This is a genomic window from Nisaea sediminum, from assembly GCF_014904705.1.
Taxonomy (GTDB): Bacteria; Pseudomonadota; Alphaproteobacteria; order Thalassobaculales; family Thalassobaculaceae; genus Nisaea; species Nisaea sediminum.
On record NZ_JACZCQ010000001.1, the window covers coordinates 471552 to 489157 of the forward strand.

16 protein-coding genes are annotated in these 17606 nt (G+C 64.5%); 13 read left to right on the forward strand and 3 right to left on the reverse strand.

Going from position 1 to position 17606, the window contains the following annotated elements; genetic code table 11:
* Positions 1 to 268 precede the first annotated feature (268 nt).
* From recA to IG122_RS02220, 4 genes are all read left to right on the forward strand, one after another.
* Positions 269 to 1336, forward strand: a complete 1068-nt coding sequence (gene recA / locus IG122_RS02205) for a recombinase RecA (protein ID WP_193180004.1) — start codon at positions 269 to 271, stop codon at positions 1334 to 1336.
* A 251-nt stretch (positions 1337 to 1587) separates the two neighbouring features.
* Positions 1588 to 4248, forward strand: coding sequence for an alanine--tRNA ligase (gene alaS, locus IG122_RS02210; RefSeq protein WP_193180005.1), 2661 nt, complete (start codon positions 1588 to 1590; stop codon positions 4246 to 4248).
* 136 nt (positions 4249 to 4384) lie between these two features.
* Positions 4385 to 5245: an AAA family ATPase gene (locus IG122_RS02215; protein WP_193180006.1), complete on the forward strand. Its 861-nt coding sequence runs from the start codon at positions 4385 to 4387 to the stop codon at positions 5243 to 5245.
* Positions 5242 to 5613: a hypothetical protein gene (locus IG122_RS02220; RefSeq protein WP_193180007.1), complete on the forward strand. Its 372-nt coding sequence runs from the start codon at positions 5242 to 5244 to the stop codon at positions 5611 to 5613. Before IG122_RS02215 ends, IG122_RS02220 begins: the two co-directional genes overlap by 4 nt.
* A 17-nt stretch (positions 5614 to 5630) precedes the next feature.
* Here IG122_RS02220 and IG122_RS02225 read toward each other — a convergent pair whose 3' ends face one another.
* Positions 5631 to 6923, reverse strand: coding sequence for a sensor histidine kinase (locus IG122_RS02225; protein ID WP_193180008.1), 1293 nt, complete (start codon positions 6921 to 6923; stop codon positions 5631 to 5633).
* A gap of 87 nt (positions 6924 to 7010) precedes the next feature.
* Positions 7011 to 8018 carry a hypothetical protein gene (locus tag IG122_RS02230; RefSeq protein WP_193180009.1) on the reverse strand — a complete coding sequence of 336 codons (1008 nt, stop codon included), beginning with the start codon at positions 8016 to 8018 and terminating at the stop codon, positions 7011 to 7013.
* Positions 8019 to 8199: 181 nt separating this feature from the next.
* Between IG122_RS02230 and IG122_RS02235 the strand changes: the two genes are divergently transcribed.
* From IG122_RS02235 to IG122_RS02245, 3 genes are all read left to right on the forward strand, one after another.
* On the forward strand, positions 8200 to 9048 hold the full coding sequence (locus IG122_RS02235) for a DMT family transporter (protein ID WP_193180011.1): 849 nt from the start codon (positions 8200 to 8202) through the stop codon (positions 9046 to 9048).
* Positions 9049 to 9114: 66 nt separating this feature from the next.
* The gene (locus IG122_RS02240; RefSeq protein ID WP_193180013.1) at positions 9115 to 10293 is read left to right on the forward strand and encodes a vWA domain-containing protein; all 1179 of its coding nucleotides are present in this window, start codon (positions 9115 to 9117) and stop codon (positions 10291 to 10293) included.
* A complete protein-coding gene (locus IG122_RS02245) occupies positions 10290 to 11171 on the forward strand; it encodes a C40 family peptidase (RefSeq protein WP_193180015.1) in 882 nt (293 codons plus the stop codon). The genes IG122_RS02240 and IG122_RS02245 overlap by 4 nt, the downstream gene beginning before the upstream one ends.
* Here the strand turns inward: IG122_RS02245 and IG122_RS02250 are convergent.
* On the reverse strand, positions 11152 to 11751 hold the full coding sequence (locus IG122_RS02250; RefSeq protein ID WP_193180017.1) for a histidine phosphatase family protein: 600 nt from the start codon (positions 11749 to 11751) through the stop codon (positions 11152 to 11154). The genes IG122_RS02245 and IG122_RS02250 overlap by 20 nt on opposite strands.
* 134 nt (positions 11752 to 11885) lie before the next feature.
* On the opposite strand from IG122_RS02250, the gene IG122_RS02255 reads away from it, so the two are divergent.
* The 6 genes from IG122_RS02255 to IG122_RS02280 all read left to right on the forward strand — a co-directional run bounded on the left by IG122_RS02255 (position 11886) and on the right by IG122_RS02280 (position 17587).
* Entirely contained in the window at positions 11886 to 13082 is a 1197-nt protein-coding gene (locus IG122_RS02255; RefSeq protein WP_226893267.1) for a pyridoxal phosphate-dependent aminotransferase, read from the forward strand.
* Positions 13083 to 13148: 66 nt separating this feature from the next.
* Positions 13149 to 13421 (forward strand): hypothetical protein, encoded by a 273-nt coding sequence (locus tag IG122_RS02260; protein ID WP_193180019.1) that lies wholly within the window; start codon positions 13149 to 13151, stop codon positions 13419 to 13421.
* A gap of 27 nt (positions 13422 to 13448) precedes the next feature.
* Positions 13449 to 14249 carry a carbon-nitrogen hydrolase family protein gene (locus IG122_RS02265; protein WP_193180021.1) on the forward strand — a complete coding sequence of 267 codons (801 nt, stop codon included), beginning with the start codon at positions 13449 to 13451 and terminating at the stop codon, positions 14247 to 14249.
* A gap of 51 nt (positions 14250 to 14300) precedes the next feature.
* A complete protein-coding gene (locus tag IG122_RS02270) occupies positions 14301 to 16289 on the forward strand; it encodes an acetyl-CoA carboxylase biotin carboxylase subunit (RefSeq protein ID WP_193180023.1) in 1989 nt (662 codons plus the stop codon).
* Between the two features lie 125 nt (positions 16290 to 16414).
* A complete protein-coding gene (rpmF, locus tag IG122_RS02275; RefSeq protein WP_028464665.1) occupies positions 16415 to 16600 on the forward strand; it encodes a 50S ribosomal protein L32 in 186 nt (61 codons plus the stop codon).
* Between the two features lie 105 nt (positions 16601 to 16705).
* Complete coding sequence (locus tag IG122_RS02280) at positions 16706 to 17587, forward strand: isocitrate lyase/PEP mutase family protein (RefSeq protein ID WP_193180025.1); 882 nt, start codon at positions 16706 to 16708, stop codon at positions 17585 to 17587.
* Positions 17588 to 17606 lie beyond the last annotated feature (19 nt).

Below are 17606 nucleotides of genomic sequence, written 5' to 3' on the forward strand. Positions count from 1 at the left end.
GCGCACTGATTCGCGGACGGCCGGATGGAACGGGACGGGAACAAAATCTGGAGACTCTCCCTCGATCCCAAGATGTCGTGGGGTGTCCGAACTCGAATCCTAGATTTCGACCGTGAACAAAAAGTGAAAATAATACTGTAAATGAGAACAAAAATGGTACATGCTCTGTTTTGGAAATCAGCCCAGTCCCGCCCATGAGTCACATCGGGGCGACGGTCCGGCTCTGATTGCCTTGGAAGGCGTCCCTGTGAGATATGGAGGATCGGGTATGTCGGAATTAGCACTCAAAGTCATCGAACGGGACCCCATGGATAAGACAAAGGCACTGGAGGCCGCGCTCGGCCAGATCGAGAAGGCGTTCGGCAAGGGCTCCGTGATGAAGCTCGGGCAGAACGAACAGGTGGCGGAGGCCGAAGCGGTTTCCACCGGCTCGATCGGCCTCGATATCGGCCTCGGGATCGGCGGCCTGCCGCGCGGCCGGATCGTGGAGATCTACGGGCCGGAAAGCTCGGGCAAGACCACGCTTGCGCTGCATGCCATCGCAGAGGCCCAGAAAAACGGGGGCACCTGTGCTTTCGTCGACGCGGAACATGCGCTTGATCCGATCTATGCCCGCAAGCTCGGGGTCGATCTGGACGAGCTGCTGATCTCCCAGCCGGATGCCGGCGAGCAGGCGCTGGAGATTGCCGACACGCTGGTGCGCTCCGGCGCGATCGACGTGCTGGTGGTGGACTCGGTCGCCGCCCTGGTACCGCGGGCCGAACTCGAGGGCGAGATGGGCGACAGCCATGTCGGCCTGCAGGCGCGGCTGATGAGCCAGGCGCTGCGCAAGCTGACCTCCTCGATCTCGAAATCGCGCTGTCTCGTCATCTTCATCAACCAGATCCGCCTCAAGATCGGCGTGATGTTCGGCAACCCGGAGACCACCTCCGGCGGCAACGCGCTGAAGTTCTACGCCTCGGTCCGTCTCGATATCCGCCGGATCGGCGCGATCAAGGACCGCGACGAGGTGGTCGGCAACCAGACCCGCGTGAAGGTGGTGAAGAACAAGATGGCGCCGCCCTTCCGGGTGGTCGAGTTCGACATCATGTATGGCGAAGGCATCTCGAAGACCGGCGAGATCCTCGATCTCGGCGTCAATGCCGGCATCGTCGAGAAGTCGGGTGCCTGGTTCTCCTATGGTGGTCAGCGCATCGGGCAGGGCCGGGAGAATGCCAAGAAATTTCTTGCCGAGAACAAGGATGTCGCGTCCGAGATCGAGAAACAGATCCGGCAGAATGCGGGCCTCGTCGCAGACGTGATGATGCAGGGCCCGGATCCCGAGGACGACGTCTGACACGTTCTCCCGTCAGCTGTTTCGGCCCGCCCGCCCGGCGGGCCGGATTGCCCCCGAGAGCAGTGAGCCCCGCCGCAGGACCAAGCGGCGGGGTTTCGCGTGCCGGAAAGCGGCGGAAACCCAAGCCTCCCGCGCTGGACAGGGGGCCGCATCTTCAGTAAAAGCGGAGCCCGCTTGCCGCGAGGGGCGACGGGCGATAAGGCACGGCCGCGCCGAGGCAATGCGACACGGCGCCGGCCCGGAGGGACGAGATGCAGACCGCGAACGATATCCGCCGTACTTTCCTCGATTATTTCGTCGAGAACGGACATGAGGAAGTCGCCTCCAGCCCGCTGGTGCCGCGCAACGATCCGACGCTGCTCTTCACCAATGCCGGCATGGTGCAGTTCAAGAACGTCTTCACCGGCCAGGAACACCGCGACTACAAGCGCGCCGCGACCTCGCAGAAATGCGTGCGCGCCGGGGGCAAGCACAACGACCTCGAGAATGTCGGCTATACCGCCCGCCACCACACCTTCTTCGAGATGCTGGGGAACTTCTCCTTCGGCGACTATTTCAAGGATCAGGCGATCGAGCATGCCTGGACCCTGATCACCAAGCGCTACGGCCTGCCCGCCGACAAGCTGCTGGTGACGGTCTATCACGAGGACGAGGAGGCGGCCGGCCTCTGGCGCAAGATCGCGGGCCTCCCGGACGAGCGCATCATCCGCATCGCCACCTCGGACAATTTCTGGGCCATGGGCGATACCGGTCCCTGCGGCCCGTGCTCAGAGATCTTCTTCGATCACGGCCCGGAGATCCCGGGCGGCCCTCCCGGCAGCCCGGACGAGGACGGCGACCGCTTCATCGAGATCTGGAACCTCGTCTTCATGCAGTACGAGCAGGTCTCGAAGGACAAGCGGATCGACCTGCCGCGCCCCTCGATCGACACCGGCATGGGGCTGGAGCGCATCGCCGCCGTGCTGCAGGGCCAGCACGACAATTACGATATCGACCTGATGCGCGCGCTGATCGAGGCCTCCGCGCACGAGGCGAATGTCGATCCGGACGGTCCGCACAAGGTTTCCAACCGGGTGATCGCCGATCATCTGCGCGCATCCAGCTTCCTCATTGCCGACGGCGTGCTGCCGTCGAACGAGGGCCGTGGCTATGTGCTGCGCCGGATCATGCGCCGCGCCATGCGCCACGCCCATATCATGGGCTGCCAGGACCCGCTGGTCTGGAAACTGGTGCCGACGCTGTTGAAGGAGATGGGCGATGCCTATCCGGAACTCGGCCGTGCGGAGAGCCTGATCAAGGAGACCCTGAAGCTGGAGGAAACCCGCTTCAAGGAGACCCTCGACCGCGGCCTGAAGCATCTCGAGGAGGAGACCGGACGGCTCGGCGAGGGCGAGACCCTCTCCGGCGAGGTCGCCTTCAAGCTTTACGACACCTACGGCTTTCCGCTCGATCTGACGCAGGACATCCTCCGCGGACAGGGCCGGGCGGTTGACACCGCCGGGTTCGAGGCGGCGATGGAGCGTCAGCGTGCGGCCGCGCGGGCGGCCTGGTCCGGCTCCGGTGAGGCGGCGACCGACAAGGTCTGGTTCGAACTGCGCGACAAGTGCGGCGCGACCGAGTTCCTCGGCTATGACACCGAGCATGCGGAAGGCCAGGTCGAGGCCCTGGTGCTCGACGGCGAACCGGTCCGGAAGATCGAAGGCCCGGCCGAATTCGCCATGATCGTCAACCAGACCCCGTTCTATGGCGAGTCCGGCGGTCAGGTCGGCGATGCGGGCACGGCGCGCACCCTCGGCGGTACCGATATCGAGATCAGTGACACCCAGAAGAAGGTCGGTGACCTCTGGGTCCACATGGCGAAGGTGACGGACGGCGTGGTCGAGGTCGGCGACGCGGTCGAGCTCACGGTCGACAGCGCGCGGCGGGGGCGGTCGAGGGCCAATCACTCCGCCACCCATTTGCTGCACGAGGCGCTGCGCCGCCATCTCGGCAAGCATGTGACCCAGAAGGGCTCGCTCGTCGCGCCGGGCCGTCTGCGCTTCGATTTCAGCCACCCGAAGGCGATGAGCCACATGGAGCTGAAGGCGGTCGAGGCCGAGGTGAACGAGCATATCCGCGGCAACAGCCCGGTCAGCACCACGCTGATGGATCCGGAAAGCGCGATCAAGCACGGCGCCATGGCGCTCTTTGGCGAGAAATACGGCGATGAGGTCCGTGTCGTCGCGATGGGCGGTCCGTCCGACGATCCGTCGAAAGACGTCTATTCGGTTGAACTCTGCGGCGGGACACACGTGAACCGCACGGGCGATATCGGCCTGCTGCATATCGTCTCCGAAAGTGCCGTTGCGGCCGGCGTGCGCCGGATCGAAGCCGTGACCGGCGCCGGGGCGCTCGAATATGTCGATGCCCGCGAGGGCCTGCTGACTACGGCCGCTGCCGCTGCCAAAGTCACGGTTGACCAGCTTCCCGAGCGCGTCGAGGCGCTGATCGAGGAGCGCCGCAAGCTTGAGCGCGAGGTGCAGGACCTGCGCCGCAAGCTCGCTGAGGGCGGGACCGGCGGATCTTCGGAGGCCAAGGAAATCGCGGGCGTGAAATTCGCCGGCCGTGTGCTCGAAGGCATCCCGGCGCGGGAGCTGAAAGGCGTCGCAGACGGCCTGAAGCAGCAGATCGGCTCCGGCGTCGCCGCGGTCATCTCATCCGACGAGGGCAAGGCCTCGATCGTTGTCGGCGTCACGGCAGACCTGACCGATAAGGTCAGCGCCGTCGATCTGGTCCGGGTCGGTTCCGAGGCGCTCGGCGGCAAGGGCGGCGGCGGCCGTCCCGACATGGCCCAGGCCGGCGGTCCGGACGCTTCGGCGGGCCCGGCGGCCATCGCCGCGATCGAAGCCGCTCTGGCCGAGAAGCTCTCCTGAGCGCGCGTGGCTTCGGCATCGACAGCCGGAGCCGGATCGCCGTAACCTGACAGGGAGGCGCCTCGAACGGGCGCCTCTTTCTCTGCCCGCCGCCTTTCCCAGATTGCGCGGCGGATCACAGACCCGAGGAGTACAGATGAGCGATACGGCACGCTTTTCCGGCACGGACGGATATGTCGCGACCGACGATCTGAAAGTCGCGGTGAATGCCGCGATCACCCTGCAGCGCCCGCTTCTGGTGAAGGGCGAGCCCGGCACCGGCAAGACGGTGCTTGCGCACGAGGTGGCGAAGGCCCTCGGCATGCCGCTGATCGAATGGCACATCAAGTCAACCACCAAGGCGCAGCAGGGGCTCTACGAGTATGACGCGGTCTCCCGCCTGCGCGACAGCCAGCTCGGCGACGAGAAGGTGCACGACATCTCCAACTATATCGTGCGTGGGAAGCTCTGGGAGGCCTTCGAGTCCGATACCCAGTCGATCCTGCTGATCGACGAGATCGACAAGGCCGACATCGAGTTCCCGAACGATCTCCTGCTCGAACTCGACCGCATGGAGTTCTTTGTCTACGAGACGCAAAAGACCGTGAAGGCGAAAAAGCGCCCGGTCGTCATCATCACCTCGAACAACGAGAAGGAGCTGCCGGACGCCTTCCTGCGCCGCTGCTTCTTCCATTACATCCGCTTCCCGGAGCCGGAGGTGATGGCGGAGATCGTCGAGGTGCATTTCCCGGACCTGAAGAAGAACCTGCTGCGCGAGGCGCTGACCTCTTTCTACGAGGTGCGCGAGGTGCCGGGACTGAAGAAGAAGCCCTCGACTTCCGAACTGCTCGACTGGATCAAGTTGCTTGTCGTGGAGGACATTCCGCCGGAAACGCTGCGCTCGGCAGACAAGAAGGACATTATTCCGCCGCTTTACGGTGCCTTGCTGAAGAATGAGCAGGATGTGCACATGTTCGAACGGCTGGCCTTCATCGCCCGCCGGGAAGGGCGGGGATGATGAGGGTAGCGCTGTTCCTGGCCGGTTTCACTGTTGCCGGCCTCGCTGTGACGGACGCACAGGCCGCAGATGCGGCGCTGCAGAAGGCGATCGCGGAATTCGGGGCGGCCGCTGGCCGGATCGAGGCCTCGGTCCCGTTCTGCGGTGGACCGCCGGAAGAGGCGGAGTATTTCGTCGAGCAAATCGAGGGACTCTCAACGAAAGCTGGAGCCGGTCCCCTCGAGTGGGCTGCGATACGGGCCGCGATGCAAAAGGCCAAGTCCGGTGCCGCATTTACCGGTTATGACTGCACGGATGAAGGTGCGCGCGCCATGGTGACGGAGATGCTACTGAAGCAGCAGGCTCTCGGCGCCGCGTTGAAGCGGTAGCCCGCTCTGCCTCTCCATTACGCCGCGGGCTCGCGCGGGAATGAGAGGCGGACCTCGGTGCCTTTGCCTTTTCCACGGCTGGTGATGTCGATGCTGCCGGTATGGGCTTCGACCACAGCCTTGACGATGGTCAGGCCGAGACCGAGCGACTCCTCGTCGCCGGTCGGCCGTGACGAGAGCGTGTTGAACGGCTTGTAGAGGCCGGCGATATCGTCCTTGCTGAGGCCGACGCCCTGATCCCTGACGGAGAGATGAACCTCGTCCTCGCTGGCCCTCAGGGAGATGGCGATGCGGCTCTCCGGAGGTGAATATTTGATCGCGTTGCCGATCAGATTGTCGATCACCTCGGTCAGTCTGTCCTCGTCCCCCGAAATGAAGAGCGGTTCTCCGGGGGTGTAGTCGAGGGCGATGTGTTTCTTTTCCGCCGGCAACCGGCTGAGTTCGAGCGCGCGCCGGACAGGTTGCGCGAGGTCAATCCGGTCCGCGTAGATCTCGATCGAGGTTGCCTCTTTCTTCGCGGCGCTGAGCAGGCCCGCGATCATCCGCTCCATGTGCTCCGAGGCGGACACGATCGCGTCGAGCGAGGCGTCGATGCGCGTCATAAGCGGGCTGTCGTGCGGGACTCCACTCTCGGTACGGTCTTTCTCAATGAGAGCCTGCATCAGTTCCGCCCGGCCGAGGATCGCGGTGAGCGGGCTGCGCAGGTCATGAGCGATCATTCTGAGCAGGTGTGATTTGAACCCGCTCGCCTCGCGGGCGATTTCATATTGCCGGTCGAGGCGCCTGATCAGGTTCTCCCGGTCCCGATCGCGGCTCATCCGCTGGAGTTCGGCTTCGACGCGCATGCCGAAGATCCGGATGATGCCCTCGGTCCGTTCCGGATCCCGGATCGGTTGTTCGGAAAAGACCGCGAAATGTCCGCGTACCGCGCCCTCGGGATCGCGGAGCGGGATCCCGCAATACCCGTTGAGGCCCTTTTCCCGGGGAAACAGCTCCCAGAGCTTGTCCGGAATGACGATGCGGTCGCCGCGATAGACCAGATCGCAGGGCGTGCCCTCGAGGTCGTATTCCACCGGAACCCCGAGTTGCCCCTGCTTGAGACTGAAGACCGCCTTCGCCCGCGTCGGCGGCTTGCCGATGCCCTCCGTGATCAGCACCATCGTTGCCGGCATGGCGTCCTGCAGGCTGCGCACGAGCGCCACGAGAAACGCGTTGCTGACGGTCTGTGCCGTAGCCTCCGCGAGCACCACGGCGAGGTCCGGGCCTTTTGACGCCGTTTCGGCTGCCCGCTGGTCTGATAGCTCTGTCATCACTCGGATATTACTTGCCCCGACGAAGCACGCATCTTCGCATATCCGGCTCCCGCAGCGAATCTTCTCTCTGGAGGAGTGTACGTATCAGGCGGGATCCCGCGCCGGCGGCACCTGGCCGGGGCCGGAGGAAGGCGCTGGACCTGCCGTCGGGGTCTTGGTCGGGGGAGCAGCGTTCGCCCCGCCGAATTTTTCCGTACTCTTCTCCAGCAGGTTCGGCACCAGCCGTTCGCTGAAGCCGGCGAGCAGGCTCATGAAGGCGAGTTTGTAGATTGCGCTGTCCTCGCCGGGGGTGATCTGCGCCGTGCCGATGAGGGCGCTGACGATCCCCGATTTCAGCGTGATGTGCAGAACGACGGCACCGAGGATGCCGACCAGCATGCGCTGCACGGCGTAGGTGATGTTGATGGTCAGGCTCGCCGCCGGATCGATCGCGAGGCCGCGGAGGCCGATCGCGGTCGAGAGGAGAGCGCCGAGACAGCCCATCACCGCCGCGACCGACAGCTGGAAGGTTTGCAGGCCGAGGATCGTGTCCGTGTGCGCCGGGGTCATTCCGTCCGTATAGATCGCCAGCGCAACCGTGATCTCCAGCGCCGCGAGCGCGCAGATCGAGAAATAGAGCACCCGCAGCACATTGCCGAAGCGCTTCGCGAGACGCTGGCTGAGGTCGGCGATGGTCTTCCGCCCTTCGTCGGGCTGCCCGTCCAGTGCCTGGGCGATGCCGCGCGCGGTCTCCCGCTCGCAATAGGCAAGCTGGGGGTCGTCGCGTGCGCCGAGGCGCCGCCACAGCCAGGTGATCCATCGCGCCCAGCCGTTCTTCAGCATCTCGATCTGCTGATTGAGCTCGGCAAGCTCCGGGCCGAGCGACATATAGTCCTGCCGCTGCTTTCTTGCTGTTTCGGCATCGTCGGAGAATTGCGGGCTGATGCCCTTCTCGGTCTTGTAGATCTTGAAGTCCCGGACCGCCCAGAGCACGTCGACCACCATCCGGCCGCGCTTGTCGGGCGCCCCGGTTTGAAGGTGGCTCAGCGGGAAATCCCCCGCAGGCGCCGGCCTGTCCGGGATTTGTCCGCCTGGGCGGCTCGTTTCCGTCATCTCGGGTCCGGTCCGGTTGAGTGCCTCCTGAAGACGCTCAGGCGGCCGGTTGGTGAATGGCCGGGAGGCGGACGAAGAAATCAGATTGTGTCGGAGGTCGGGTTTTCATAATATAGATATAGACATCTATACAAATTAGCATCCGCATCCATTCACCGTGTACCTGCCTCAAGGAGATCGCATGTCGACCACCGTCTTTCTGGCCGTGATTGGAGCGGCACTTCTGCACGCGTCCTGGAATGCGCTGGTGAAGGGCGGATCCGACAAGCTGATGGCGATGGCTGCCGTCGTTCTCGGACATTTGCCTTTCGCGGCCGGCGGGCTTCTGATCGCCCCGGTGCCGGATGTGGCATCATTGCCGTATCTCGCCGCAGGCATCGCGCTCCATGTCGGCTACCAGCTTTTCCTGCTGGGATCCTACAATCATGGCGACCTGACCCAAGTGTATCCGATCGCCCGGGGATCTGCCCCGCTGATCGTGGCCGCGATCTCGATCGTGTTTCTCGGCACGGTCCTGAACCAGATCGAGCTTTGCGCCATTCTCCTGATTGGCGCCGGGATCATCAGCCTTGCGCTTGTCCGGCGCGCCGACGGGCAGCGTAACGGCAAGGCGGCGGTGCTGGCGCTCGTAACCGGATGTTTCATCGCGTCCTATTCGCTCGTCGACGGGCTCGGCGCACGGCTCGCAGGAACCTCGCTCGGTTTCTATGCCTGGCTGTCCCTTGGGAACGGGGTGATCATGGCCGGATACCTGGCGCTTCGGCAGCCTGATGCTTTCATCCGCATGGCGCGGAACGGCAAGATGCTCTTCCTCGTCGGAGGCGGCGCGTCCTTCGTTGCCTATGCGCTCGTCACATGGGCCTTCACGGAGGCGCCGATCGCGCTGGTGACGGCACTCCGGGAGACCAGCATCGTCTTCGCCCTCCTGATCGGGGTCTTCTTCCTGAAGGAGCGTCTTGACCTGATGAAGGTCGCCTCGACCATGACGACGCTCGCCGGTGCCGCGCTGCTCCGTCTTGCCCGTCTCTGACGAAGTGGGGTGCGGTTCATTCAGCGCGCTTGACCCTTTGCCCGGACGCTGTGACAACTCCTCCCCATGTTCTCGAATTTCTTCTACGAGCTGAAGCGCGCCGACGTGCCGGTCTCCGTCAAGGAGTACCTGACGCTGCTCGAGGCCGTTAAGGCGGGGCTCGGCAACTACGCGGTCACCGATTTCTACTATCTCTCCCGCGCCACCCTGGTGAAGGACGAGCGCCATCTCGACCGCTTCGACCAGGTCTTCGGCCATGTCTTCAAGGGGCTGGAATATCTCTCCGACCTGTTCGGCAAGGAGATCCCGGAGGAATGGCTGCGCAAGATGGCGGAGCTCAACCTCACCGAGGAGGAAAAGGCCGAGATCGAGGCCATGGGCGGCTGGGAAAAGCTCATGGAGACCCTCAAGCAGCGCATGGAGGAGCAGGAGAAGCGCCACCAGGGCGGCAACAAGTGGATCGGCACCGCCGGCCGCAGCCCCTTCGGCGCTTACGGCTACAATCCCGAAGGCGTGCGCATCGGCCAGGACGGCAACCGCAACAACCGCGCGGTGAAGGTCTGGGACAAGCGCGAGTTCCGCAATCTCGACGATACGGTCGAGATCGGCACCCGGAACATCAAGATGGCGCTCCGTAAACTGCGCCGCTTCGCCCGGTCCGGCGCCGCGACCGAGCTCGACATGAGCGATACGATCCGCTCGACCGCGCGCAACGGCGGCTATCTCGACCTGAAGATGCGCCCGGAACGGCACAATACCGTGAACGTGCTGCTCTTCCTCGATGTCGGCGGCTCCATGGACCCCTACACCAAGGTCATGGAGGAGCTGTTCTCGGCCGCCCGGTCCGAGTTTAAGCATCTCGAATATTTCTACTTCCACAATTGTCCCTACGAGAAAGTCTGGAAGGACAACTGGCGCCGCCATGTCGACGCCACCCAGACCTTCGACCTGCTGCATACCTACGGGCCGGAATACAAAGCGATCTTCGTCGGCGACGCCTCGATGAGCCCGTACGAGATCGCCATGCCCGGCGGCAGCGTCGAGCATATGAACCAGGAGGCGGGCGGGGTCTGGATGCAGCGCCTGACCGGGCATTTCCGGCGCTCCGCCTGGCTCAATCCGACGCCGGAGAAATACTGGCACTATACCCAGTCGATAAGCATGATCCGCGAGCTCATGGAGGACCGCATGTTCCCGCTCACCCTCGACGGCCTCGACCGCGCGATCAAGGAGCTCATGGCGTGAAGATCGATCCCTTCGACCCCCGTCTGACGCCGGCGCGCGCGGACATCGCCGCCGACTTCCTCGAAGCCGAGATCGAGGCACCGAAATATGTGAAGGGCGAGCCTTGCCGGGTCCTGCGCGGCACGCTTTCGGTGCGCGAGAAGCCGGAGGCCGCAGCGCGTCAATCGACCGAACTGCTCTTCAACGAGCGCTTCATCGTCTACGAGCGCAAGGACGGCTGGGCCTGGGGCCAGAACCAGACGGACGGCTATGTCGGCTATGTCCGCGAGGACGGGCTCGGGCCCGATACCGACGCGCCCTACAGCAACGAGATCCAGGCGCTGCGCTCCTATGTCTTCCCGGAGCCGGACCTGAAGACCATCCCGCTCGACATGCTGCATCTCTCGACGCGGGTCCGGGTGACGGAGGAGAGCGGCAAGTATTCCCGCATTGACTACGGCAGTGGCGGCGGCTGGATCTACACGCCGCATCTCTGCGGGCTCTCGGAAGTCGAGCCGGACTATCTCTCGACGGCGGAACTCTTCATGGGCGCGCCTTACGGCTGGGGCGGGCGCTCCAGCTTCGGGCTCGACTGCTCGGCGCTGGTGCAACTGGCGCTCGCCCGTGCCGGGATCACCGCGCCGCGCGACAGCGACATGCAGGAAGCGGCGGTCGGCGAGGTGGTCGAGGGCGGTCTGGATGCGGCGGAGCCGGGCGACCTGCTCTTCACCGCGGGCCACGTCATGTTCCTCGCCGAGCCGGGCATCCTGTTGCATGCCAACGGTCACCACATGGCGGTGGCCTACGAGGCGCTGACGGATTTCATGGACCGCACGAAGGACATGGACATCCCGATCCGGACGATCCGGCGGCTGCCGTCTATCCCACCGATCGGATGAACGTCTCGCGTCCGTCTTCCAGGACGTAGAAGCCGTCCTGGGGCCGGTCGAGCGCGAAGCATTCCTCTTCCGACAGCCCGAGATGGACTCCGCGCATCACCTTGTTGAGCACCCCGTGCGCGACGATCAGGTGCGTCCCGCCCTGTTGTCTCAGCTCTTCCAGAAACGGCCTGACCCTGCGGCGGACCATCTCCGTACTCTCGCCGCCCGGATGCTGGAAGTTCCACGGATCGGCCTTGCGCTTGGCCGCCAGTTCCGGGAAATCCCGGTCGAGCAGCTCCCATCCCGGATAACCGTCATGTTCGCCAAGAGTGATCTCCTTCAGCCGCGCATCGAAGCGGATCTCCGCGTAGGGGAGGCCCGCGATCTCGCAGATGATCGCCGCTGTCTGGCGGGTCCGGCCGAGCGGGCTCGCATGCAGAGACAAGGTCTCGCCGGACGAGATCCCGGCGAGCTTGCGCCCGTAGGCTTCCGCCTGACGGATGCCGTTCAGGGTCAGGGGCGAGTCGAGGTGACCCTGCAACCTGCCTTCCCTGTTCCAGACAGTCTCTCCGTGGCGGATCAGGTAGATCTTTGTCATCGCGCGCGCCGTTTCCGATTTAATACCGCTAATGTATGGCATCGGTTTTATGGGGTTGTGGGGCGGCGGCAAAGGGCTAAAGTTCGCCGGTGGCGCGCTCTGGCGGCCTTTATTCCGACATGCAGGATTGAGTTATGCTGATGAATGCCGCGCCCGATTTCGGCCCGATGAACCCTCTCGTCGAAGGCCTCAAGGAAACCGCGATCGTCGAGGTTGCGCAGCACGGCTGGGACCGGCAGGGCCTGATCCCGCTCTGGTTCGGCGAAGGTGACCTGCCGACGCCGGGCTTCATCACCGAGGCGGCGGCGGACGCAATGCGCCGCGGCGAGACCTTCTATACCGACCAGCGCGGCATCCTCGATCTCCGGAAAGAGATCGCGGCCTACATGAACCGGACCTTCAAGCTGGAGGACGGCCTTGCGCTCGATACCGAGCGGGTAAGCCTCACCACCGGCGGCATGTCCTCGCTCTCGATTGCCATGCAGATGATCCTCGAGGCCGGCGACGAGGTCGTGGTGATCGGCCCGATCTGGCCGAACATCTATTCGACGGTCGAGATCAACGGCGGCACGAGCGTGCATGTCTCGCTCACCTTGCGGGACGACGACTGGCATCTCGACATGGAGGAGCTGTTCGCCGCCGTCACCGACAAGACCAAGGCGATCTTCGTTAACTCGCCAGGCAATCCGACCGGCTGGCTGATGGAGCGGGAGCAGCAGCAGCAACTGCTTGATTTCGCGCGCGAGCGGGGGATCTGGGTGATCTCCGACGAGGTCTATCACCAGCTCGTCTTCGATCGCGATGTGGCGCCGTCCTTCCTCGAGATCGCGGAGCCGACGGACCGGCTCTTCGTGATCAACTCCTTCTCCAAGTCCTGGATGATGACCGGCTGGCGCCTCGGCTGGCTGACCCATCCGGCCGGGCTCGGCCTGACGGTCGCCAAGCTGGTGCAGATCGTCACCTCCGGCGTGCCGCAGTTCCTGCATCGCGGCGCCATTGTGGCCATGCGGGAAGGGGACGACGTGATCAAACAGCTTCGCGCCCGCTGCCTCGCCGGCCGCGACATCGTGTTCGACCGGCTCGAAGCCTGGCCGCGCATCCGCGCTGCGCGCCCTAAGGCGGCCTTCTATGCCTTCTTCGCGGTCGAGGGCATGACGGACTCGGTCGCCGCCTGCAAGGAGATCATCGACAAATGCAATGTCGGCCTCGCGCCGGGCGCCGCCTTCGGTCCGGCAGGCGAGGGCTATCTCCGGCTCTGCTACGCCTCGGCGCCGGAGCGGCTGAAATCGGCGATGGATGCGCTGGAAGGCGTGCTCGGCGGGAAGGCCTGAGGCTTTCCCGGCGAATCCGGCTCGGCTATAGTCGGATAAGGCAGGCAATGATCCGAGGTATCCGACATGGCACTTCCCCCAAGCGGACCGGGTAACGGCGGCGTCGGAGATATCCGCGGTCGCGTGCAGCGTCCGGCCGTGCGCCGTCCGGCGCGGGTCGCGCCGGCAGAGGAGACGCCGCGGATCGCCCCGAGCGCTCCCGAGCGCGGCTTCCGGCTCCGGACCGCGACGACGGATGCCGATATCGACCGCCAGATCGCCCGGCTGATGACACTGATCGCCAATGACAATATCGATCCCGACGCACCTCCCGGCTCCTATATCAACTTTCTGATCTGATCTCGCTGTTCGGGACGGAGAGCGCGCATGCTCCGGATGGCGACTGCCCAGTCCCTGATCACATCCGATCCGGACAAGAATGCGCGAGAACTCTGCGCTCTGATCCGCCAAGCCGCGGCCGCCGGTGCAGATTGCATTCATTTTTCCGAAGCGGCCCTGTCCGGTTATGTGAAGGCCCAGATCAAGAGCTGGGCCGATGTTGACTGGGAGGCTGTCGACACAGCGCTGGACACGGTGCGCGCATGCTGCGCCGAGACAGGCCTCTGGGCCATTGTAGGCTGCAACCATCGCCATCCGGATCTGTCCCGCCCGCTGAACAGCCTTTATGTCGTCGACGATCACGGCAGGCTCGCGGAACGCTACGACAAGCGCTTCTGCTCGAATACCGAGATCACGGACTGGTACGCCGCCGGCAGTCGTTCGGTTACGGTCGATATCAAAGGGATCCGGCTCGGTTTCCTGATCTGTATCGAGGTCCAGTTTCCCGAACTTTTCCTGGAATATGAGCGGCTTGGCGTGGATTGCCTCTGCCTTTCGTCCGGAGACGAAAGCAGGATGTTCCGGATCCAGGCCCAGGGGCATGCGGCCTGCAACTGCTACTGGATCAGCTACTCGGTCTCCGCAAATAAGCGCGACCGGCAGCCGTCATGCCTGATTGGTCCCGATGGTCACATCGTTGCCGGGGAAGAGCCCGACGAGTCCCGCCTGACTGTCTGTTCCATCGATCCATCGGATCCCAAATGGGACATCCCCCTGACCAAGGCGCGGCCCTGGCGGCGAAAGGCGCGCGAGGGCGAAATCTATCGCGGGCACAGATTGAGCAGCTAGCGGCACGTTGACCTATTGTCGGCCTTGAGGGGCTCGGCTAACTTCCATCCCATGTTCAAGAAAATCCTCATCGCCAACCGCGGCGAGATCGCCTGCCGCGTGATGTGCACCGCAAAGCGCATGGGCATTCAGACCGTCGCCGTCTATTCCGACGCGGACGCCGACGCACTTCATGTTCAGATGGCCGACGAGGCGGTGCATATCGGGCCCGCGCCGTCCGCCGAATCCTATCTCGTGATCGACAAGATCATGGATGCGATCCGGCAGACCGGCGCCGAAGCCGTGCACCCGGGCTACGGTTTCCTTTCCGAGAACGCCACGTTTGCAAAGGCGCTGGAGGCGGAAGGCGTCGCCTTCATCGGTCCGGGCGTGAAGGCGATCGGCGCGATGGGCGACAAGATCGAGTCGAAGAAGCTCGCGCACGAGGCCAAGGTGAACACGGTGCCGGGCTATCTCGGCATCCTCGCCGACGAGAAGGAGGCGGCGAAGGTTGCCGCCGAAATCGGCTTTCCGGTGATGATCAAGGCCTCGGCCGGCGGCGGCGGCAAGGGCATGCGCATCGCCAACACGGCCGACGAGGTCGCCAGCGGCTTCCGTTCGGCGGTGAACGAGGCTCGCTCCAGCTTCGGTGACGAGCGCGTCTTCATCGAGAAGTTCATCGAGGAGCCGCGCCATATCGAGATCCAGGTGATCGCGGACAAGCACGGCAATGTCGTGCATCTGGGCGAGCGTGAATGCTCGATCCAGCGCCGCCACCAGAAGGTGATCGAGGAGGCGCCGAGCCCGTTCCTCGACGAGAAGACCCGCGCCGAGATGGGCTCGCAGGCCGTCGCGCTCGCCAAGGCGGTGGACTATTCGTCCGCCGGAACGGTCGAGTTCATCGTCGACGGGAAGCGGAACTTCTATTTCCTCGAGATGAATACCCGCCTGCAGGTGGAGCACCCGGTGACCGAGCTGGTCACCGGCCTCGATCTGGTGGAGATCATGATCCGCTCCGCCGCGGGCGAGAAGCTGCCCTTCACCCAGAAGGACATCAAGCTGACCGGCTGGGCGATGGAATCGCGGATCTATGCCGAGGATCCCTATCGCGGCTTCTTGCCCTCGACCGGACGCCTCGTGCGCTACCGCCCGCCGGCGGAGAGTGAGAGCGTGCGCTGCGATACCGGCGTCTACGAGGGTGCCGAGATCTCCATGTTCTACGACCCGATGGTCGCCAAGCTCTGCACCTACGGCAAGGACCGGATCGAGGCGATCGACCGCATGGCCGAGGCGCTGGACCGCTTCCATATCCGCGGCATCGGCCACAATGTGGACTTCCTCTCTGCCATGATGGCGCACGAGCGCTTCCGCGACGGGCGGCTGACGACCAACTTCATCGCCGAGGAATATCCGGACGGCTTCGAGGGCGCGCCTGTCTCGGAAGAGACCGAGAACGCGATGCGCGCCGTCGCGGTGGCGGCGGAATGCGCCAATGCCGAGCGCAATCGGATGATCTCCGGCCAGACCCCGGTCGGCGACCGCAACCCGCCGCAGAGCGCCTGGAAGGTTCGCCATGACGACGCGGCGGAGGATGCCGACGCGACGCATGTCGATGGCGGCTACGACGTGGCGATCAACGGCACGAAATACGAGGTGCGCGGCGCGCTGCGTGCGGGCGAGCCGGTCTTCGGCGGCACGGTGAACGGCAAGCCGTTCCCGGTGCAGATGGAACGCCGCGGGATTGACTATCACACCTCCATCGCGGGCGCGCAGCGCCAGTTCACGGTGCTCAGCCGCAAGGCCTCGGATCTGCTCGACCGGATGCCGAAGAAGGAAGCGGCCGATCTCTCCAAGTTCCTGCTTTCGCCGATGCCGGGGCTCCTGGTTTCGCTCGCGGTTTCCGAGGGCGAGCCGGTCAAGGCCGGCCAGGAACTGGCGGTGGTCGAGGCAATGAAGATGGAGAACGTGCTGCGTGCCACGAAAGACGGCACGGTCGCCAAGATCCACGCCGCCGCCGGGGCCAGCCTCGCGGTCGACCAGCAGATCATGGAATTCGAATAGGGGATGCATCGCCGGGGCGGTTTTGCAGGGGTTTTTCCCTTGCAACCGCCTCCGAAACCCACTAAGACAGCGCCCCTGAGATTGCACCGTCGGTGCAACTATGCCGACGAACCGAGGATAGAACGATGGCTGTTCCTAAGAGGAAAACGACCCCGTCCAAGCGTGGCATGCGCCGGGCGCACGACCGGGTGAAATCCGATGCGTATGTGGAAAGCCCGGATACCGGTGAACTGCACCGTCCGCACCACATCGATCTGAAGACCGGCATGTATCGCGGCCGCCAGGTTCTGAAAGTCAAAGACGCTTTCTGAGACCGGCACGGATACGTGTTGCGAAGAGGCCCCTCCCGAGGGGCCTTTTTCCGTTTCGGGGCCGGCGCTATCGTCTCTCCGTAATCGAGCGCGGGGGAGGGCGTGATGGGGCAGGCAACGAAACTGCGGGAACGGCTGGGCGAGGATCGGATCCTGACGATCCCCGGCTGTTTCGATGCGATGAGCGCGAAGCTGGTCGAGAAGGCCGGCTTCGAGGCGGCCTATGTCAGCGGCTACGCCGTGAGCGCCACGCAGATCGGCCTGCCGGACGCGGGACTGCTCTCCTATAAGGAAATCCTCGACCAGGCGCGGGACATCGCCGGCGCCGTCTCGCTCCCGTTGATCGGCGATGCGGATACCGGCTTCGGCAATCCGGTCAATGTCCGCCGCACCGTGAAGGGCTTCGCGGACGCGGGTATCGCCTGCGTGATGCTGGAGGATCAGGTCTTCCCGAAACGCTGCGGCTTCGCCAAGGGCGTCGAGGTGGTCCCGCGCGACGAGGCGACGACCCGGCTCCGCGCCGCGCTCGACATGCGGGACGAGATCCGGGCCGAAGGCGGCGACATCCTGATCCTCGCCCGCACCGACAGCCGCGTCGCGGAAGGTCTGGAAGAGGCGCTCTGGCGCTGCGAGGCCTTCGCCGAGATGGGCGCCGACATCGTCTATTTCGAAGGCCCGCAGGAACGTGGCGAGATGGAGGAGCTCTGCCGCCGCGTCGCCGTGCCGAAACTGCTCGCCCAACTCGAACGGGAAGGCCGGCCGTTGCTGAGCCCGGCGGAGGCCGAAGCGATCGGCTATGACTGCCTGCTCTTCGGCGTGACCCTGCTCAACGTCTCGCTCCGCGCCATGCGCGACGCGCTCTCCCTGATGGCCAACGGAGCGCATCCGGGACCGGACCGGCTGCTCACCTTCGACGAGCTCTACGAGACGGTCGGCTTCGACTGGTATTACGGGTTGGAAAAGAAATATGGCCCGGATGGGGATTAGGGCCGCTCACTCTTCTATG